Source organism: Dyadobacter sp. SRI_021 (assembly GCF_057586235.1).
Genome location: NZ_JBYCZM010000006.1, coordinates 531857 through 550200 on the forward strand (window position 1 = coordinate 531857; position 18344 = coordinate 550200).

Below are 18344 nucleotides of genomic sequence, written 5' to 3' on the forward strand. Positions count from 1 at the left end.
TTCAAAGTATATTCAACATGAATCACTATATAACCAGAACCTTACTGATCCTTGCCCTGGCGCTGCCGGGCAGCATCAGCCTCCGGGCGCAGAACCTGCCCGACCTGTCGGCTACCGGCGTAAGCGGAGGCGTGACCAACAATATCGAAAGCACGCCGCCCAATATGAGCGTGACCGGCGGCAAGCTCAACTATGTGCGCAGCTTCAGCCCGAGGATACCCATTACCGATATCAACCAGGTGGACGAAAACAGTCCTTCCGACGAGGTGCAGATCGCTACGGTGTACAAGGACGGCTTTAACCGCGACATCATGAGCATACAGCGCAATTTTATCGATGTGAGTGGTACGATGAAGCACCTGGCCGTACCGGTGGAGTCCCGCTTCCGCCGGGATGCGCTCAGCTACCTGCCTTATACCACGACCAACCCTACCTTTTCTACAGCCACCTTTGTGGATCAGAAATCTTATTACAACAGCATGTACCCCAACGAAACCACCCGTGGTTTTTCGGCTTCGGTGTACCAGAGCGATGCCGGTACCCGGCAGCAGGTAAGCTATGCGCCGGGCCTGAGCCAGGTGGGCCAGGGCCGGGGCACTACGGTAAAGCAGATCAGCAATACGGCCGACCAGGTGCGGATATGGAAGCTCGATGCCAATGGCTACCCGGTGAGTACGGCTTTTTACGCCGCCCGTACCCTGTTCGGTACGTTTACCACCAATGCCGAAGGGGCGGAGATCACCAGCTTTACCGATAAGAGCGGCAAGCTCATCTGCAAGACCGTCCTGCAGACCACAGGCGTTTCCGGCACGACTTATTATATATATGATGAGCTGGGTAGGTTGCGTTATACCATTCCCCCCAAAGCCACCGCTTTGGTTTCCTCCGGTACCCTTCCTGCCGATGTACGGGACAATCTTTGTTTCCAGTACCGCTATGATGATAAAGGGCGCATGATCGAGCAAAAGACACCCGGCAAAGCAGTGGAGTATTACGTGTACGATAAAAAGGACCGGCTGGTTTTCCACCAGGACGGCAATCTGCGGAACAGCACGCGCTGGAATTTTACGGTGTACGACCCGCTGGATCGCCCTGTTGTGACCGGCATTGCCAACTGGGGCACCTCAGACAGAAGCTATATCCAGGGACACCTGGATAACCCGACAGGGTACCCTACCAACGATATCCTGTATTACCTGACGAATTATAACTTATGGCAGACCTATCCCCCTGACAATACTATGGGCTGTACCTTCCTGAGCTATACCTGGTACGATGATTACAGCCAGGCCGATCCCACCGGGGATATCTGGCTCACCTATACCAATAACCTTCAGTTTACGGAAACGCCGGTGACACCCGGCGCGGAAGCGCCGGAACGCAGCTACCGTACCTATGGCCGGGTAACCGGTAGCAAGGTGCGCCTGCTGCCTTCTCCCAATGCCGATCCGGCCACGGTAGGCGACTGGAAAGAGGACGCTATCTATTACGACCACAAAGGCCGGGTGATCTACACCGCCAGCTATGACAAATACCAGGGCAACCCGATCCATGCCCATTATACAGGTACCAAGTATAGCTTTACCGGCCAGCCCCTGCTGACCAAGCATATCATGGTCAATGGCAACAGCGTTGACGGTACCACCACGCATACCGAGCTGACCGATAACGAATACGATGCCATTACCGGCAGGGCTACCCGCCGCCGCCACCGGGTGAATGGCGCTGCCTGGCAGACCCTGGGCTCGTACCAGTACGATGGCATGGGCCGCCTGCGCCGCAATGTGCTGGGCAATTACGGCGAGGTGCAGGATTTCAGCTATAACATACGCGGACAGGTGGATGGCATCAATGCCACTTATGCCGAGACGGGTAACAAGGAAGGGCTGAACCGTACCTTCGGCGTATCGCTCAAGTACGATTACGGCTTTACCCAGCCCCGCTACGACGGGCAGATCGCGGGTATCATCTGGCGCGGCTCCAGTACCACCAGCATGAATGCCTATGGCTATGATTACGACTACAGCGGCCGCCTGAAGCAGGCCGACTACCGCCGCAAGGAAGGCAGCGGCGCCTGGAGCAATGCCACGACCGACTACAGCGTGAGCAACCTGGGCTATGACCTGAACGGTAACCTGCAAAGCATGAACCAAAAGGGCATAGGCCTGATCGGTGGCAATATGGTACCCACCACTATAGACCAGCTGAGCTATGGCTATGAAACGAACAGCAACCGGCTGGCCAAAGTGGAGGACGCGATCGCGCCCAATTATGGCAATGATGATTTTAACAACGGCAGCACCGGCAGCGCGGTGGATTACAGCTATGATGCCAACGGCAACCTGGCTGCGGACGCCAATAAGAATATCACCAGCGTTACCTATACCCACTTCAACAAGCCGCAGGTAGTGACCTACATTGACGGCAACCGGATCGAGTACAGCTACGACGCGGCGGGCAACAAGGTGCAGGAACTGCAGTACAGCGAGGAATACGAGATCAATGACCGGCTGGATTACCTGGGCAATTTTGTGTATAAAAATGACAGCGTACAGTATGCCCTTACCGGCAATGGCCGTACGGTATTCAACGAGGGCAGCACTAAGGAGGAATTCTTTGTGAAGGACCACCTGGGCAATGTGCGCAGCCGGATCGATGTGTACACTTACCCCATAGCGCAGTACCTGGCTACCTACGAGATTGCCAGCGCGAATTTGGAGAACCTGTACTTCAGCACCATAGACGAAGTGCGGGACGACCGGCCGGGCAGCACCTGGAACGGGGACCTGAAATCGGCCCGGCTCAACGGTGCCGACCCGGAACGGCAGGTGGGTACCTCCCTGCTGCTGCATGTGATGAGCGGGGACAAGGTAGAGATGAACGTGAGCAATTTTTACGAAGGTTATGACGCGGGATCGGACAATCCCATAGCGCCGGAGGATCTGCTGGGTACTATCGTGAGCACCCTGACCGGGGGCAGCGGTGGCTTTGTAGGCAGCGAGGCGCATGATGCGGACCTGGTGACCAAGACCTTTACCCCGGCCAACTACAACCACTTCCAGGGTATCGTGGACGCGGCTACCGACCCCGCTAAGCCGAGGGCTTACCTGAACTATGTGCTCTTTGACGAGCAGTTCCAGATCGTGGGCAATATGGCGGGTACCTGGCAGGCCAATGGCGATGGCAGCTGGACGACCATTGGTACCATAGAGCCGCTGACCGTGCCGGTGAATGGCTATCTTGGCGTATATTTGAGCAATAGTACCGTAGAGAGCGGTTGCCTCAACTGCGGCGATGTGTTCTTTGACCAGTTGGTGGTGCGCATGACGCGGGGCAACCTGAAGGAGGAGAGCCATTATTATCCCTTTGGCCTGCCGATCGCCACTATGGGCAGCACCGATCCGTTAAGCAAACCGAGCCGCCATAAGTACCAGGGCAATGAGTTCAAGAAGGAGCTGGGATTAAATTGGATGGATTTCCATAACCGGCAATACGATCCGCAGATTGGACGCTTCCTGAGTGTGGACCCGCTGGCTGATGAAACACATGCTCTCTCTCCTTATGCGGGAATGAATGATAATCCGGCAAGTATAGTAGATCCTTTGGGGTTACGGGGAGAGGAGTATTTAACGGCCATGCCCTGGATAAAGGCGTCGCCAGCTATATTGGCCTTGTCTTTCCCCGGAGAAAAATTGGGAAAGGGTCTGGGTGAAATGAATCCCAATGCGCCAGGCGGTATTTCAGGTTGGCTGACCATGCTTTCTATCAGTATGGGTAATAACGCAGCACAACCACAAGGAGAAACAAGGAATAACAATTTGGCAAAACATGACGGTTCTGGTAATATTGGAGATGGTGACGGTATAATTCCTGAAGACGCGAAATTAATTTCAGTAGAGAATGGGATAGCAACATATTCAAGCGAATCCCAGGGTGTTTTTTCTGTAAATACAGCAAAACCGGAGGTTACGATTCAGAATCAAGTTGCTCAGTTGTTCGGACTTCCTTCTATAAATTTGGGCACATTTGGGCTACAATTAGCTTCTTCTCCCGGAGCGTATTATCCTTACGAACTTTTTTCCAAATTGAATACTCATGTTGGTAACATCGCATGGCTTGCTACGTTAACCAGATACGCAAAATGGGGAGAAAACATTGGAAGGGGGAGCGTTGTTGCAGGAGTTGTGATTGATGCTATGGCTTATTATACAGGTAAGATAAGTTTTAATAAATTTATGCTCAATACAGCAGTTGGTACTGCTGGAGCTTATTCTGCGTTTGCAGCTCCCTTTTCCGTCTTTTATTTCTCTGTGGATGCATTTTATCCTGGAGGTTGGAATGAGGTAATCAATGGAAACGCTGTACCACCAACACCTGCCGGATACGAAAATATTGATATAGGACTTCAAACAGGATTTCATTAGGATAAATGATTAAAACATGACTAAAGTTGTTCAGTTATATTATTATCTGTTTTATAAATACTACAAATTCTTAGGTTCGAATCCCATTACAAAAGGAGAAACGAAGTTTAAGGCCATTATGACATTGATAATTTTAGAACTATGGACCGTTTTTTCTGCGATAAATTACAGAGATATCTTTTTGCTAAAAACGCATGGTACCAAACGATCCTTTCTATTGCCTATGCTCATTGCTTCAATAATTGTATTGATAATAAAATGGTATGCTTTTTCAAAAGATGACCGTTGGAAAGATTATATCGAGAAATTTGAAAAGTGGCCAAAAGAAAAAAATAGAAAAGGTACGTTGGTGGTTCTAATTTTAACTGTTTTGCTTGTTGCAAATTTTGTTGTCTCTGCTTATTTCAATCCAGCGTTGTGAGTTAGTAGTAATTCCAGATATGTTGATTTAAGCTGAAACGCTTTGTGGTATTGATGATGTGATATTGTTGAGGCAAAGGAATGAAACAAGGTAAGCCTAATAGCTACCTTGTTTCATTCCCATAAATACCAGGCCCCGGGAGAAAAATTGGGAAAGACTTTAGGTGCAGTAAATCCAAATGCACCGGGTGGCATGGCTGCATGGGCCTTTATGCTTTCTTCCTCGCTGGGCAATGATGCAGCGGTAGGCCGTTCGACAGCGAATGCAAGGGACGGTAATGGCGATCTGGGGAGTGGCGACGGCATAATACCTTCCGATGCCAAACTTGTAGCAACGGATAGCAAAAGCGGTACCGCGACTTATGTGAGTGAATCGCAAGGTGTAATGACCGTGAATCTGAAAGATATACCCGACGCTACTACTCTGGGGCCACAATCAAGCGGGGGCAGTGGTTGGTATAGCGATGTCGGTATGTATAATTGGTTCTTTAGCTCTACCGCTACGGGTCTTTCCAATACTGCAGGTTCTTTTAGATTGAGCACTACTAAACAGGGCTTTAGCCCTAAATTCTATGCCAATAGTTGGCGGGGTAACCAATACGCCAAGACATTTAATATTGCTAAAATGGGAAGATTAGCAGGAAGGGTTTCCTTTGGCATTGGAGTAGTGTCAGATTTGTATGGTGTAAGGAACTATTATAAGTATGGAGAAAATTCTCCAAATTCTGTAAGTCCAGGTAAAGCAAGTGTTAATACAGCTATGGGCTTATGGGGATTTACCGGTGTGGGCACAATCCCTTCTATTGTTTACTTTGGCGCAGAGGCTTTTTACCCTGGAGGAGCATTAGGACTATTTAATGATAGTGGATATTGGCATGATGATACTCAGCGTATATTAGGCCCCGGTTGGCGACCTATTCCTTTTGGTGGCAAATAAAAACATTTGAAGCATGAGCATTAAGGAAGCGTATTACTATTTATTTTATAAGTTGTACCGATTTTGGAATAAGGCTTATCATCCCTTCCTGTCAGGTAATTTCAGAGCAGAAGTATCGATAATCGCATTGGAAATATGGCTTTTTATTTCACTGTTAAATTATTGCAACATCTTTATAGATAAGTCTGTTGATTTTGGAAAAAGTTTTTTTATTACAATAGCGATTATCATAGTACTTATCAACTATTTCGCTTTCATCCATAATGATGATTGGAAGGAATACTGTAAGGAGTTTGACCAATTGCCTAAAAATGTGAATAAGCGTAGAGGAATATGGGTGTGGTCTATTATCTTTTTTATAATAGTCAATCTGATATTTTCCTTTTACCTGATGAGCAGAGTTGATTGGAGCCAATATAGATAAACTGATAAAAGAGTATAAAGACGACAGCCCTCCAATAAAATGGAGGCTGTCGTTATCCCTTTGGCCTGCCGATTGCTACGCTGGGCAGCGCCGATCCATTAAGCAAACCGAGCCGCCATAAGTACCAGGGCAATGAGTTCAAGAAAGAGCTGGGATTAAACTGGATGGACTTCCATAACCGGCAGTACGATCCGCAGATCGGACGCTTCCTGAGTGTGGACCCGCTGGCAGCGGAAACAGAGTATCAAAGCACTTATGCTGGTATGGATAATAATCCGGCCAGTGTCGTAGACCCGTTGGGTTTGAGGGGATCGGATTATACAACGGGATTCCTGATCACTGCCAATGCTGATGTTATTTGGCGGACAGAGGGCGGGAAATACAATGGTCCAAGTGCAGGGAGAGAAGATGAAATCAATGGAGGTATGATCATCCATGACCTGATTATACAGGGTATGCATGACCGTATGATCGCTGCTGCTTACAGAGATGCTATAGGGCTTTATACGGCAGTAGGCATAGGAGGGGTTATAAGTAATGGATTAGGTGCGGCTGGTGGTGGGGGTGGAGAGAATGTTGATGATAATGTGAGTGCAGGGGATTCTCCGAATGATGAGGAACCCGTGAAATTTCTGAATGATGAAAATAAGATACTCAATGATGTTTTTGATAACATTTCATACAAGGAAGGAGACAATGTGTTCTATGTTATGGGTCATGGTAACAGAGATCTTATTGAAGATAATAGTGGTGCTCAGGAAGTAAAACTATGGAATGCCAAGGATTTCGATGAAGCAATGTCTGCAAAGAGCCCAGAATATAAAGCTGCCATTGAAGGAAACAAACCATTTACGTTATGGCTATATGTCTGCACATCTTCTGAGATGGCACGGAAAATATCAGCGGCTCATCCAAATGCAACGGTATTGGGTGCTAACGGTGTTGTATATTGGAGTTACAAAGATGGCAACCCGGCAATGGTAGGGATAAAAACATGGAAAGGAGATATTAATAACAGTGGAGTTTACATAGCGTACAAAAATGGTACTGAAATATTCCGATTGCCTGAAATACGAACCATTATCTTTCCAAAAAAAAATTAAAAAATAATAGCTATGAAATGTAAAGTGTTTTTAATGCCTATATCACTTCTTTGGATTTCTTGTCACTCCCAAAAACAAGAAGACGAGAGTGGTATCGCTATGAATCAAAAGTTTGTCGAGCAATTTAATGATGAGATTAGAAAAGACAGCTTAATTAATAGAATAACGATACATGGTGATACCAATGCTTATAAAGAATTGTATTCTACCTATGCTTTTAGTGGCCATGAGAAGGAATGGTGCTATTACGCTTTTGTGATGGCCAATAATTTTAATTATCCGGAGGCATATACAGACCTATATATTGTCTTTCGTGCTGATTCTGCAAGTAGTAACTTAAAAACAAATAAACTTGCTAACTATTATCTCCTTAAGGCTTATGAAAATGGGGTAAAGCATACAGATTCAGAAATAAAGGAGAGATTTGGTCAAGACTCATTAATACCAAATTCTGTTGAGTATTTAAGCGAGATCGAATAGGTGCTGGGTAGTGTTCCAGATATGTTGATAACAGCTGAAACGCATTGTGGTATTGGCGCTGAATTGATGTTGTTCTGGAAAAGGTATGAAACAAGGTAAGCTTAACGGCTACCTTGTTTCCTTTTGAGGTCAAAAAAGCTGTTTACAATTGGTTATTTAGTGTAAGTGTACTAGATATGTTGATAACCTGCTGGTCCTTAAGTTGGCCTGTTATACCAACCGGAACTAAAAAAGAACATTTTGTATCCTTACGAAAATTTATCCTTAAAGGACCTTCCCGGTGAGGAATGGAAAGCCATTGAGGGTTTTGAGGGCCTGTATGAGATATCTTCCTATGGCCGCGTTAAATCACTGGCCAGGGAATCCCTGCATGCCAAAGGGCATCATCTGCCGGAGCGGATACGTAAGCTAAAGCTGCAGGTAAATGGTAATAGTACCATTGGTGATCGGCTCTATTGTCTGCTCATTGACTTGCGGAACGAATGGGGCCATTTCTACTTCTCGGTAGGCAGGCTGGTGTACAATGCCTTTGTTGCCCGGTTCGACCTGGATGACAAATTAATCCGTATATGCTACCGGGACGGCGACGGCAGGAACCTGCATTTTGAAAACCTCTTTATCAGCAACCTGAGCCAGATGCGGCTGCGCTCGTTCCGGGAAGGTCGTTCCTTAAGCCACTTGTCGGAGCTGAGCAAACCAGTAAGCCAGTTCCTGCCCGATGGCACACTGGTGGCCCAATACCCCAGCGCTTACCGGGCCGGGAAAGACACCGGCTTCAGCGGGACGGCGATCTCCGATGCCGCCAGTGAGCGCCACTATCTCTACAAGGGCTTTTGCTGGCAGCGGGGAAAAAGAAGAACACTGCTCAGCACCAGGCTGCCGCCCAAAGACGATACCGCGAAGATCAACCGGCAGCTGATCGAAAAGCTGGGCATGAAAAAAATCCCGCAGCCATTACCTGCCATTTTCGACCTGTCATTGAAGAGCCGTCCGGGGGAACGCTGGAAAGATATCCCGGGATATGAAGGCCTGTACAGGGTTTCCAGTCATGGCCGGGTAAAGGCCCTGAAGAAAGTATCCGAAGGAAGCCTGAAGCAGTGGTACCCTGAGAAAATGAAGCAGCTGACCGTAGGACTGCACCGTGGCCGGGACGGCGAACGGACCGGTACCCCGCTGGTCACCCTCTGCAGGGACAGGAAGAAGAGAACGTTCTGTGTCGGAAGGCTGGTGTACTTTCTCTTTGTGGCGCAGTTCGATATGGCACAGTCCACCTTGCGGGTATATACCTCGAACGGTGACCCGCTCGATCTCCATTACCGGAACCTGGAGCTGCGCAATGCGGTATGGTCTATCCGGCGCTGATGCCGCGGTACCGTTGCTCAGTCCGCTTTGACCTTTGTCCGGAAGCTTTTGTACCAATTGGCCGCCGCCACATGATAAGGCTCGTCATTTGTGATAGCCTCAGCCCAGATCTCATACCGTGTATAATGTTCCTGGAAACCAATTACGCCTGCGCGTTTATGGACGAGCGTTCGGACTTTCGATTGAATCTGATTCATCAGCTCCTTAAAAACCGTTGACTTCTGATAGGCCAGCTGCTTGCGCAGTAAAGAAGCAATAGCGATTTCCAGCTCAAAACCTTCGTTGTCTTTCTGATTGTTGAAATACCGTAGCGCAGCCTGCGCGGCGGAGGCCAACAGCACGTAATTTTTGCCGTGCAAAAGGCTGAAAAGCCGGAACAGGTAAAGGTCTGCATAGATATCCTGGCGGATCGCGGCGGATTGTCTGTTGAACATGGTATCCCAAATCTGGTCGGCTGTTCGCAAATCGCCAGACGCCATGTAGGCATTCATCAGGTTACCGCGGATAATTTGCATCAACTCCTGGCTTAGTAGTGGGCCATGTGTAGCAAGCCCGCGCTCCACACGTTTGATTGCTGCTTTGATGCGGGAGGGCTTTCCGATGTAGCCCAGCACGATCAGCTCGTAGGTGGCATGGTAGGCAAACATCAGGCTTGTGAATGCGCGCGACTGGCCCAGGCCATAGCTCTTAACGTAGTCTTCCGATGCTTTGATCGCGGTCAGCGTTTGTTTGAAATAGCCCAGGCATACGCAGGAAGTAATGTGCTGCAAAAGCCCTGCTATATAATCCGTGGGTGGAATGGCGATCCGTCCCGGGTTGAGCAGCAGCTTGCTGTAACCATAGGCCTGCTCATGCTGAAAGGTCATCCAGCAATAGATAGCGTGTATGAAATGGTAATAAAATACCGCCTTGCTGGACAGACACCCAGCAAGCGTGGGCATGTCGGGGGCTTTAACGGTTTGCTTTTCCAGCGAGGTTCTGGCTGCCGCCCTTACATAGCCATATTGTCTTTTGAGCAGCATGATCCGGGTGTAAATATTTTCCAGGTCCATCGCCTGGTGAAGCTGGCGGAGCGTCTGGCGTTCTTCGGCTATGATCTGCTCAATTGGCCGCGAAGGCGTGTCCAGTACAATGTTCAACCGCTTTTCCCAATCCAGTACCTGTAACAGGAGCCCGAATTTCTCGGCGGCTTTGACCTGATCGTAGGCTTTACCGATCAGCCTGATTCCCTGGACAGAGAGACCGCGGCGGTAAAGAATTTCCACATCGGTCAGGAGCCTGAGCACTGAGGAGTCCACGGAACTGTCCTCGTATTGCAGGCGCAGGGCTTTGAGGATGTTCCCATGCAAGGCGGTCTTGGCTGTTTCTACGGCTCTTTTTGACTCGCCGTCCAGCACCTTTGAAACCTGTGTTTGGCCTTGTTCTATGGCGTCATACAGACGCAGGTACAACGCCCTTCTTTCCGAAGGAGCAAAGGCTTTGCTGAACTTGGAAAAATACCGCTTTTCATTGCTGGACAGGGATTTTATCAGATCATTGACTTCGTTTCTGTTTGCGTACATCACAGCTGGTTTACGGTGAAGGTACAGAAAAGAAACGGTCTGAAACCGGGATTTTAAAACCTGTGAATGGCCGAAAATTAGTTTGGAAAACAGCCGTTTTTTTTGTTTCTTTTGTAAGCGATAAGCGGGGAATCACTATTTCCCCGGCAATGATAATCTCCTAAACCTTCTGAAATGTCTTATCGCTACTTTTCCTTTGTGCTACTTTTTTGCATCTTATTGCCCAGGCAAGGGGCAGTTGCCGCGCCGCTTCGCTTTGTTGAAAATGCCGGGCAGATTACCGATCAATACGGCCAATCCAGGCCGGATATAGATTTTAAGGTAGCCGCTGCCGCAACTGCGGGCCCCGGTGTTTTCATTGGCAATGGGAAATCCTGCTATCAATGGGTGAGGCCCGGCAGGGACGCGGAAAGCTATGAGCTGTACCGGCTGGATATTACGCTGCTTGGCGCAAGCGGTACCGCCCGGGCCACGGCGGAACAGCCGCAATCTTACTTTGAACGGTACTATCTTCCCTTTGCCGGCGAAAGCGGCGCTGTGGCGCGGATCTTTCGCCGGGTGGTCTACCGCCAGGTTTACCACGGCATTGACCAGGTATATTATTTCGATAACCTGGGCAGGCTCGAATACGACTTTGTGGTAAAGCCCGGCGGTAACCCGGCCGATATCCGGATCAGTTATGGCGGGGCAACGGCTTTACGTATAAACGCCGACGGTAGCCTGACCGCGACCACGCCCTTGGGTGAGCTGACCCAGCACGCTCCCCAGGCTTATGAGCAGGCAACGAAAAGAAAAATACCGGTCCGCTTTAAATTGGAAGACGATGTGCTCGCATTTGATGTAGGAGGCTATCGAGGAACGCTGGTGATCGACCCGGTGCTTAGCTGGGCCAGCTATTTTGGAGGCTGGGAATACGACAATGCATCTTCGGTTGCGGTCGGGACGCATGGGGGTATTTATTTCTGCGGCTCGACCAATAGCATGTATAATGTGGCTACCACCGGCGCTTACCAGACCAGCTATGCTGGCGGCAATCAAAGCGAAGGCGGCGAAGCGTACCTCGCCCGGTTCAGCCAGTCCGGAGACTGCCTGTGGGCGACCTACTATGGCGGTACCGGAATCGACCAGGGTAAATCTGTCGCTATTGATTCAGCGGGTTACGTGTACCTGGCTGGCCGTACCCAAAGTGCGGCGGGTATCGCTACAACCGGCAGTTACCAAGAGGTAAAAGCAGGCACAGCAACCAGCTACGATGCGTTCCTGGTGAAAATGGATTCGACTGGCAACCGGATATGGGGCACGTATTTCGGAGGCACGGGTATCGAAGGCCCGGCCATAAAAGTGGCAACAGACCGCATGGGACATTTGTACCTGGCAGGCGGCACGGCAAGTTCCTCCGGGGTAGCCACGCCGGGAGCCTTCCGCACGACAAGGCAGGGGCAGGAGGGTTTCCTGGCCCGGTTTACGGAGAGCGGTATGCTTTCCTGGGCAACCTACTACGGCGATGCCGGGAGCGATTACGCAACCGGTGTGGCGGCCGAAACGACGGGTAATGTTTACCTGTGCGGCTACACAACCAGCACAGCGGGCATAGCCAGCACCGGCGCCTATCAAATTACGCATGCAGGCGGCAACGACGCCTACCTGGCAAAGTTCGATAGCAGTGGTCAGCGCCTTTGGGCGACTTACCTGGGAACCACCGAAAGCGACCAGGCGCAGGAACTGACTGCGGCGGCCGGCGGTGTCTTTGTGACCGGAACGACAAGCAGCGTTTCGGGCATTGCCAGCGTGGGGGCGCACCAGACCGCCTCAGGCGGGGATGCGGACGGCTTCATCGCCCGCTTTTCGGATAACGGCGGATTGATCTGGTCCAGCTATTACGGGGGTTCGGGTACCGATGCGGCCTACGGGGTATATTTTTCCCGGTACGATCACCGTCTTTATGTAAGCGGTATGACCATGAGCACGGCCGGTATGAGTACCGCCGGCGCTTTACGGGATACCTTGTCGGGGCTTTCGGATGCATTTATTGTGGCTATGGATACCAGCGGCGTGCGCCAATGGGCCAGCTACTACGGCGGCTGGTCCACCGACGCGGGCAATGGCGGGCATGAGACAGGGTTTGCCCTGTGCGGTACCGAAGGCGGGGCGGTCTATATGGTGGGGCTTACTTCGAGCGATCAGGCTCTTTCGACGCAGGGCGCTTACCAGGACACGCTGGGTGGGATCAGCCTGCCTGCCGACGGGTTTATCCTGAAAATATCGCTCTGCGCCCTGCCACAGGCAGTGACGCAGGTTTCCGGCCCGGCATCTGTTTGTGCGGGCGGCACCTATACGTATTACGCGACCGGATCGTTAGGGGCCGACAGCTATGTCTGGTCGCTCCCGCAAGGTTGGAGTGGCAGCAGTATCGCTGATTCGATTATCGTCACTGTGTCAGACAACAGCGGAACGATAACCGTGCGTCCGGAGAACGCCTGCGGGGCTGGTTCGGTAACGACCCTATCGGTGGATGTGCATGACCTGCCGGTAGCCGTTATTGTGCGCAACGGCGATACGCTGCAGACTACCGAGCCATTTGCAACTTATCAATGGGAGCGAGGCGGTGCGCCGGTCAGCGGGGCTTCTGGTCCTGTGTATATCGTTTCGCAAAATGGGGACTATACCGTCAGGGTTACAGACACGAACGGGTGCAGCGGGTTGTCACAGGTGATAAGCGTTAGCGACGTTACAACGATTTGGGAATTGGCAAAGCAAGGTATCCGTATGTATCCTAATCCGGTAGCGGACCGGCTGACATTGGAGCTGCCTTTTAAGGCGCGCGTGCAGCTTAGCGACATGAGCGGGCGCCTGCTTATCTCACAAGAACTAAGTAAAGGTACACAGGTCGTGGACCTGGATCAGCTGGCGATCGGCGTTTATCTGCTGCGCCTTTCGGATCAGCAAGGACACCCTATCGGAGCTGCAAAACTGGTAATCGGGCAGCATTGACTTACCGGCCGTAAGGCCTGCAAAAACATATCGGCATGAGAAGCTTATTTTTTATCATCCTGTTGCTGACGATGAAGGCAACCAGCTACGGGCAAGGGGAAAACAACATCTGGCTATTTGGGATTAATTATTCACTGGATTTTAATGCCAACCCGCCAACTTTGAGGGATACCTCTTATTACCGGGGGCATCCCCTGAATGGCGCGCCGGGTCACGTATGGAATTACCATAGGTCTATCGCAGTTAGCGGGCCGGCAGGAGACCTACGGTTCATTGTCAAGCTCGGTATAGGCGGTGGGAATGTCTACGGCCCCCACATCTGGGACCGGAATGAAAAGATGATCGCAGGCACAAGGTTATTGGTAGGCGACGGGCAAATGGGCGTGTGCTTTCCGGTGGTAGTGCCCCGCCCCGGCAATCCGGATCAATATTTTATCTTCGTCGTGCGGGGCAACAGCCTGTTCTATACGCTGTTTGACATGACCCTCAACGGCGGTTTGGGTAATATCGTGCCGGGCTATCACAACATCCAGCTTACCGGCTGGGGAACGGTGATTGGGGACCGGATGACAGCGATACAGGGTTGCCAGGGCGTATGGCTGGTGATCCGTTCGCGAATGGAGAACAGCTTTTTGAGCTACCGTATAACCGCTTCGGGTATCGACACAGCGGCAGTGGTTTCGCCCTGCGGACAGCTACCGTTTGGCAACTATGGAGCGGGCGTGCCGATCAATGAATTTATAGGCAGTGGGGACGAATATGCGGCGGCTGGTGCGCGGGGAGCCATTCATGCGTCACCCAATGGGAAATTACTCGTAATGGGATGCGTTGAAGGCGGGATGCTAAACTTTCCTGGCGGGGTCGAGCTGTTCGATTTTGAAAAGTGCAGCGGGAAAGTCAGCAACGGACGGTTACTGGAAACCAACCAGTGGATCGATGCAGGCTGCTTCTCGCCGGATAACAGCAAGCTGTATGTGACTGAAAATGACGGGCCGTTTAATAATGGAGCTTATTGGTATGGTAAGGTATATCAGTATGATCTTTCAATGCCTACTACCGCGGCAATTATTGCCTCCAAAACGCTGATCCTCACTAACCCGCATTACATCGAACCCACGCTTTGTTTACCCGACGCCGCATGGTTGGGCGATATCAGGCTGGGACCAGACGGGAAGATTTATTTGCTGGACGAACATCCTGACGAGTGCAATGCACCACAGATGACCTTCCACATTATTCATCAACCGAATGGCGCGGGACTTTCCTGTAATCCTCAGTTGGAGGCGCTTTACACCCCTTCTAATAAAATGGTTAAGAGCGCTGGGATAAGCCTGCAACGGGAGATTGTGACTGCTCCGCCACCACCCGATACGCTGCCTGGAAAAAATCACCTTGTTCATGGTTGTTTTGCCGATAGCATTGTGCTTGCGGCCGACTTTGGCTGGCAATGCTACCGCTGGGACAACGGGCAAACCGAAAGGGAGAGAGCCGTGTTTGAACCGGGCATTTACACTTTACAGCGCATCACGGATTGCAAGATCGCCATAGACAGCTATTTTGTTGACTTTGCCGCGCTGCCCGCAATAGACGATACGGCAGCAGCTTGCGAAGGCGAGTTGAAAATCAGCGTACACAACAACAGCGATACAACGGGTTTTGGGTTCTCTCTGCGTGGGCCTGACGGCCATGTGCTGGCGACCGGTACGCATATGAACGGCTTTACGGTGAACGGATTATCTGGCGGCGATTACCTGCTGACGATCCGGCAAGGCGAGAGCTGTATGACTGATATTCCAATTAAGCTCAGATCGCTCCCCAGACCAGAGATCACCGTAGACCCGACGGAAACGGTGATCCGGTACGGTGACAGCATCACGCTGCACGCAGCAGGGGCGATGCTATACCATTGGTGGCCTTCCGGCCTCTTAGATACGGCTACCAAGGCGAACCCTGTGGCCTGGCCCAGGCAACCCACATTATTTACGGCAATCGGGCTGAACGAGTATGGCTGCCGGGATACGGGGTATATCCGGATCGATATCGACTACGATATGCCACATTTGGTTCCCAACGCTTTTTCACCCAACGGGGACGGACTCAACGATGTGTTCCGTGTCGAAGGCATCACCTTTCAGAAGGTCGCCGCGTTCCAGGTCTTTGACCGGTATGGCAGGCAGGTATTCCAGGCAACATCGGCCCGGCCTGGCTGGGACGGAAGCTATAAAGGCCAACCCTGCGAAATGGGGACCTATCATTATTACCTTGAACTGGCACTGCCCGACGGTAAGCTAAAAAAGTTAAAGGGGAACCTGCACCTGATCCGGTAAAGCAACCAGTGCGCCGGGTTTCCACCCCGGCGCACTTTTGTTTAAATACAGTACCCGGTAGTTTGCGGGCACATATCTATCCATGTGGTCGCCCAGGCGGTGGCTCCAAACGCGCCCCGGTAAGTTGGATGCTCAAATAAACTGCCGGTATCCCAGGTGAAATTCGCAGCGGAAAGCGTAGTCGTTCCCAGTGTAAAATTGGGGCTGAACTCATCACAATAGTCCGCGCAAAAACTATCATCATAGCCCAGGGTGGTCACTGTGGTTTGGTTTCCGGTTTGTATACATCCTGCTGTCCCGGCCCCAAACCAAGCTGACATAGAAACATCGCAACCGCCGACACTTGCCCAGGAACCGCTAGCGGAAAAGTTAAAGTAAGGACTCGCGATTCCATGCAGTGAATTGTAGGAGAAAGATAATTGGTAAGTGCCGGCGGGCGTGTTAGAAACAGCCAGATCGCCCTCTATGTACAGCCCGTATCGTTCGTATGAAGACACGACGCTATTGTAAAATCTGGCAGAACCATTTCTAAGGAAAGCCACTCCGTCACGAAAATCAGAATCCCCTTCGCCGCAGTAATTTGCTCCCAGCAAAGTTGCATTGGAAATGGTTGGATAGGTTCTTGGCGTAACCGTTTGTGTTTCGCCAAGCAGAACGTTAGTTATTTCCATGCCGAAGGCTGTGGAGGGCGCCACAACATCTTCCCGCTTTATGGCAGCCAGGAATTGGTCGCGTCCCACATAGCCATAAGACAGTCGGTAGTCATGCCGCTGATTGTTGACCGTTAATACGTGCTTGATGTTGACCGTGCCGCCCCATATACCCATTCCGTCGAGCCCGGAGTTGGTAACCTGGACATACTCGATCGTCGTTCCGCTGCCCAGGCTGCCAAGTACTACACCGCTTTCTGAACGGGCATCACTTCCGCTCCCGCCTCCCGCACCTGCGAAGTGGACCTGAACATATTTGAATATACCCGCATTGTCTGTGGGAGCGCTGCCACCAGCCGTGTAGCTTGTTCCATTGATAAGGATTGATAAGGCATTGCTCTGGTTGTTGGGTGCTTCGCCCAGGATGAATATGCCCACCCAGTCACCGGGGGCGCGAGATCCGGCATTTTGATCTGAGGTAAAGATGATCGGGCTTGTCGCGGTGCCTTCCGCGTCGATCTGCGCATCGGGAAGAACAATCAAGGCGCCCTGTGTTGACTTTTCACCAAATATGGTCACCCCGTCGTCAATGGTCAGCGTCGTACCGTCGATGACCACATTGCCCCGTAACAGGTAAGTGTTTGCACTTGTCAGATGTAAAGGGCTGGTGTAAGTACCTGACAATACTACGGGCGTGCAGGCGGCAATTCGAGCAGTTGATTTATTGTCTCCGCCTGATGATTCCGGCATCAGGTTTTCTTTACAGGCATAGAAGAGCATGCCGGCTACAAGAGCCAGCAAGGCCACAAATAATTTTGCTTTCATGATTTTTCTGTAATTGAGATTTTGAAGTAGTAAGAAAACAATACAATGATATCCCCGAGCAAAGGTCGGGGCAAAGGCAGGGGTATGGCTGATCAGGTCAGGCCCCAGGACTCAGACAACCGGTTGTTTTCAGTGGGTAGCTTGGGTTCGGATCGTCAGCGTGTAGTATTAGTTAGTTGTTAGACCCGTTCAAATGTAACCGAAAGCTATTTTTAAAAGCAAGGAAAAATGCAGAAAATATGGGTGAATCATCAAATTAATCTCTCGGAAAAGCCCAGGGATTATTAAAATATTTTATCAATCTCTCAGAAACCGCGAAGGATTGATAGATTATGTAACGGTAACATGTAAACGTAGTAACAATTTGACTGGTTACCTGATACCTGTGATACCGTTGCCATACCACTTGGCGAAGGCCGGCTTGTAGTTCTGGCTGACAAAGACGGGCTCGCTGTGCTCGGGGGTAAGCACCAGCTCGATCCGGTTGCTGGTACCCGGCCTGGTCTGGCGGATCGCCTCTTTGTGCAGGATCATCCAGCGGTTGACTTTAAAGAACAGCGATTCATCCAGTTGCTCGATACACTGGTGCAGCGAGGCATTGAGCGGGATGCGCCGCCCGTCGTTCATGCACAGGTAGCATCCGTTGCCATTGTGAAAGATATAGGCAATTTCATGCTGGCCGATAGAGAAGCCGGGATCGGTATGGCCGGGCTCAAAGCGGCCGGTCAGGTTCCGCTGCTTTTTAAAAGCGTAGAAAAAGCTGAAATAGATGTTCGGCAAGATCAGCATCAACAGGATCGGAAGGTAGTCAAAGCGAAAGTAAAGTGTATTGAAAATAT

11 protein-coding genes are annotated in these 18344 nt (G+C 50.7%); 8 read left to right on the plus strand and 3 right to left on the minus strand.

The genetic code is table 11. The features are described 5' to 3' along the window. Nucleotides 1–17: 17 nt before the first annotated feature. The 6 genes from AC2YIT_RS21275 to AC2YIT_RS21300 all read left to right on the plus strand — a co-directional run bounded on the left by AC2YIT_RS21275 (nt 18) and on the right by AC2YIT_RS21300 (nt 9150). Nucleotides 18–4424 carry an RHS repeat protein gene (locus AC2YIT_RS21275; RefSeq protein ID WP_487280527.1) on the plus strand — a complete coding sequence of 1469 codons (4407 nt, stop codon included), beginning with the start codon at nt 18–20 and terminating at the stop codon, nt 4422–4424. Nucleotides 4425–4440: 16 nt separating this feature from the next. Then, nucleotides 4441–4845: a hypothetical protein gene (locus tag AC2YIT_RS21280; protein WP_487280528.1), complete on the plus strand. Its 405-nt coding sequence runs from the start codon at nt 4441–4443 to the stop codon at nt 4843–4845. A gap of 147 nt (nt 4846–4992) precedes the next feature. Next, nucleotides 4993–5781: a hypothetical protein gene (locus AC2YIT_RS21285; RefSeq protein ID WP_487280529.1), complete on the plus strand. Its 789-nt coding sequence runs from the start codon at nt 4993–4995 to the stop codon at nt 5779–5781. Between the two features lie 504 nt (nt 5782–6285). Beyond that, nucleotides 6286–7308: an RHS repeat domain-containing protein gene (locus AC2YIT_RS21290; protein ID WP_487280547.1), complete on the plus strand. Its 1023-nt coding sequence runs from the start codon at nt 6286–6288 to the stop codon at nt 7306–7308. A 12-nt stretch (nt 7309–7320) separates the two neighbouring features. After that, the gene (locus AC2YIT_RS21295) at nt 7321–7788 is read left to right on the plus strand and encodes a hypothetical protein (protein WP_487280530.1); all 468 of its coding nucleotides are present in this window, start codon (nt 7321–7323) and stop codon (nt 7786–7788) included. A 240-nt stretch (nt 7789–8028) separates the two neighbouring features. Further along, nucleotides 8029–9150, plus strand: coding sequence for an NUMOD4 domain-containing protein (locus AC2YIT_RS21300; protein ID WP_487280531.1), 1122 nt, complete (start codon nt 8029–8031; stop codon nt 9148–9150). Nucleotides 9151–9167: 17 nt separating this feature from the next. On the opposite strand, the gene AC2YIT_RS21305 is transcribed toward AC2YIT_RS21300, so the two are convergent. Beyond that, nucleotides 9168–10712 carry a hypothetical protein gene (locus AC2YIT_RS21305; RefSeq protein ID WP_487280532.1) on the minus strand — a complete coding sequence of 515 codons (1545 nt, stop codon included), beginning with the start codon at nt 10710–10712 and terminating at the stop codon, nt 9168–9170. Nucleotides 10713–10886: 174 nt separating this feature from the next. Here AC2YIT_RS21305 and AC2YIT_RS21310 point away from each other — a divergent pair, with 174 nt between their 5' ends. Then, on the plus strand, nt 10887–13703 hold the full coding sequence (locus tag AC2YIT_RS21310; RefSeq protein WP_487280533.1) for a DUF7948 domain-containing protein: 2817 nt from the start codon (nt 10887–10889) through the stop codon (nt 13701–13703). Nucleotides 13704–13738: 35 nt separating this feature from the next. Beyond that, nucleotides 13739–16030 carry a T9SS type B sorting domain-containing protein gene (locus AC2YIT_RS21315; RefSeq protein WP_487280534.1) on the plus strand — a complete coding sequence of 764 codons (2292 nt, stop codon included), beginning with the start codon at nt 13739–13741 and terminating at the stop codon, nt 16028–16030. Between the two features lie 41 nt (nt 16031–16071). On the opposite strand, the gene AC2YIT_RS21320 is transcribed toward AC2YIT_RS21315, so the two are convergent. Both AC2YIT_RS21320 and AC2YIT_RS21325 read right to left on the minus strand, forming a co-directional pair. Next, on the minus strand, nt 16072–17505 hold the full coding sequence (locus tag AC2YIT_RS21320) for a hypothetical protein (protein WP_487280535.1): 1434 nt from the start codon (nt 17503–17505) through the stop codon (nt 16072–16074). 372 nt (nt 17506–17877) lie between these two features. Then, on the minus strand, nt 17878–18344 hold a 467-nt coding region (locus AC2YIT_RS21325; RefSeq protein WP_487280536.1), incomplete at its 5' end, for a LytTR family transcriptional regulator DNA-binding domain-containing protein.

Coding starts and splice junctions, on each gene's coding strand:
- AC2YIT_RS21275 (WP_487280527.1), top strand. CDS start 18: ATGAATCACTATATAACCAGAACCTTACTGATCCTTGCCCTGGCGCTG.
- AC2YIT_RS21280 (WP_487280528.1), top strand. CDS start 4,441: ATGACTAAAGTTGTTCAGTTATATTATTATCTGTTTTATAAATACTAC.
- AC2YIT_RS21295 (WP_487280530.1), top strand. CDS start 7,321: ATGAAATGTAAAGTGTTTTTAATGCCTATATCACTTCTTTGGATTTCT.
- AC2YIT_RS21305 (WP_487280532.1), bottom strand. CDS start 10,712: ATGTACGCAAACAGAAACGAAGTCAATGATCTGATAAAATCCCTGTCC.
- AC2YIT_RS21310 (WP_487280533.1), top strand. CDS start 10,887: ATGTCTTATCGCTACTTTTCCTTTGTGCTACTTTTTTGCATCTTATTG.
- AC2YIT_RS21315 (WP_487280534.1), top strand. CDS start 13,739: ATGAGAAGCTTATTTTTTATCATCCTGTTGCTGACGATGAAGGCAACC.
- AC2YIT_RS21320 (WP_487280535.1), bottom strand. CDS start 17,505: ATGAAAGCAAAATTATTTGTGGCCTTGCTGGCTCTTGTAGCCGGCATG.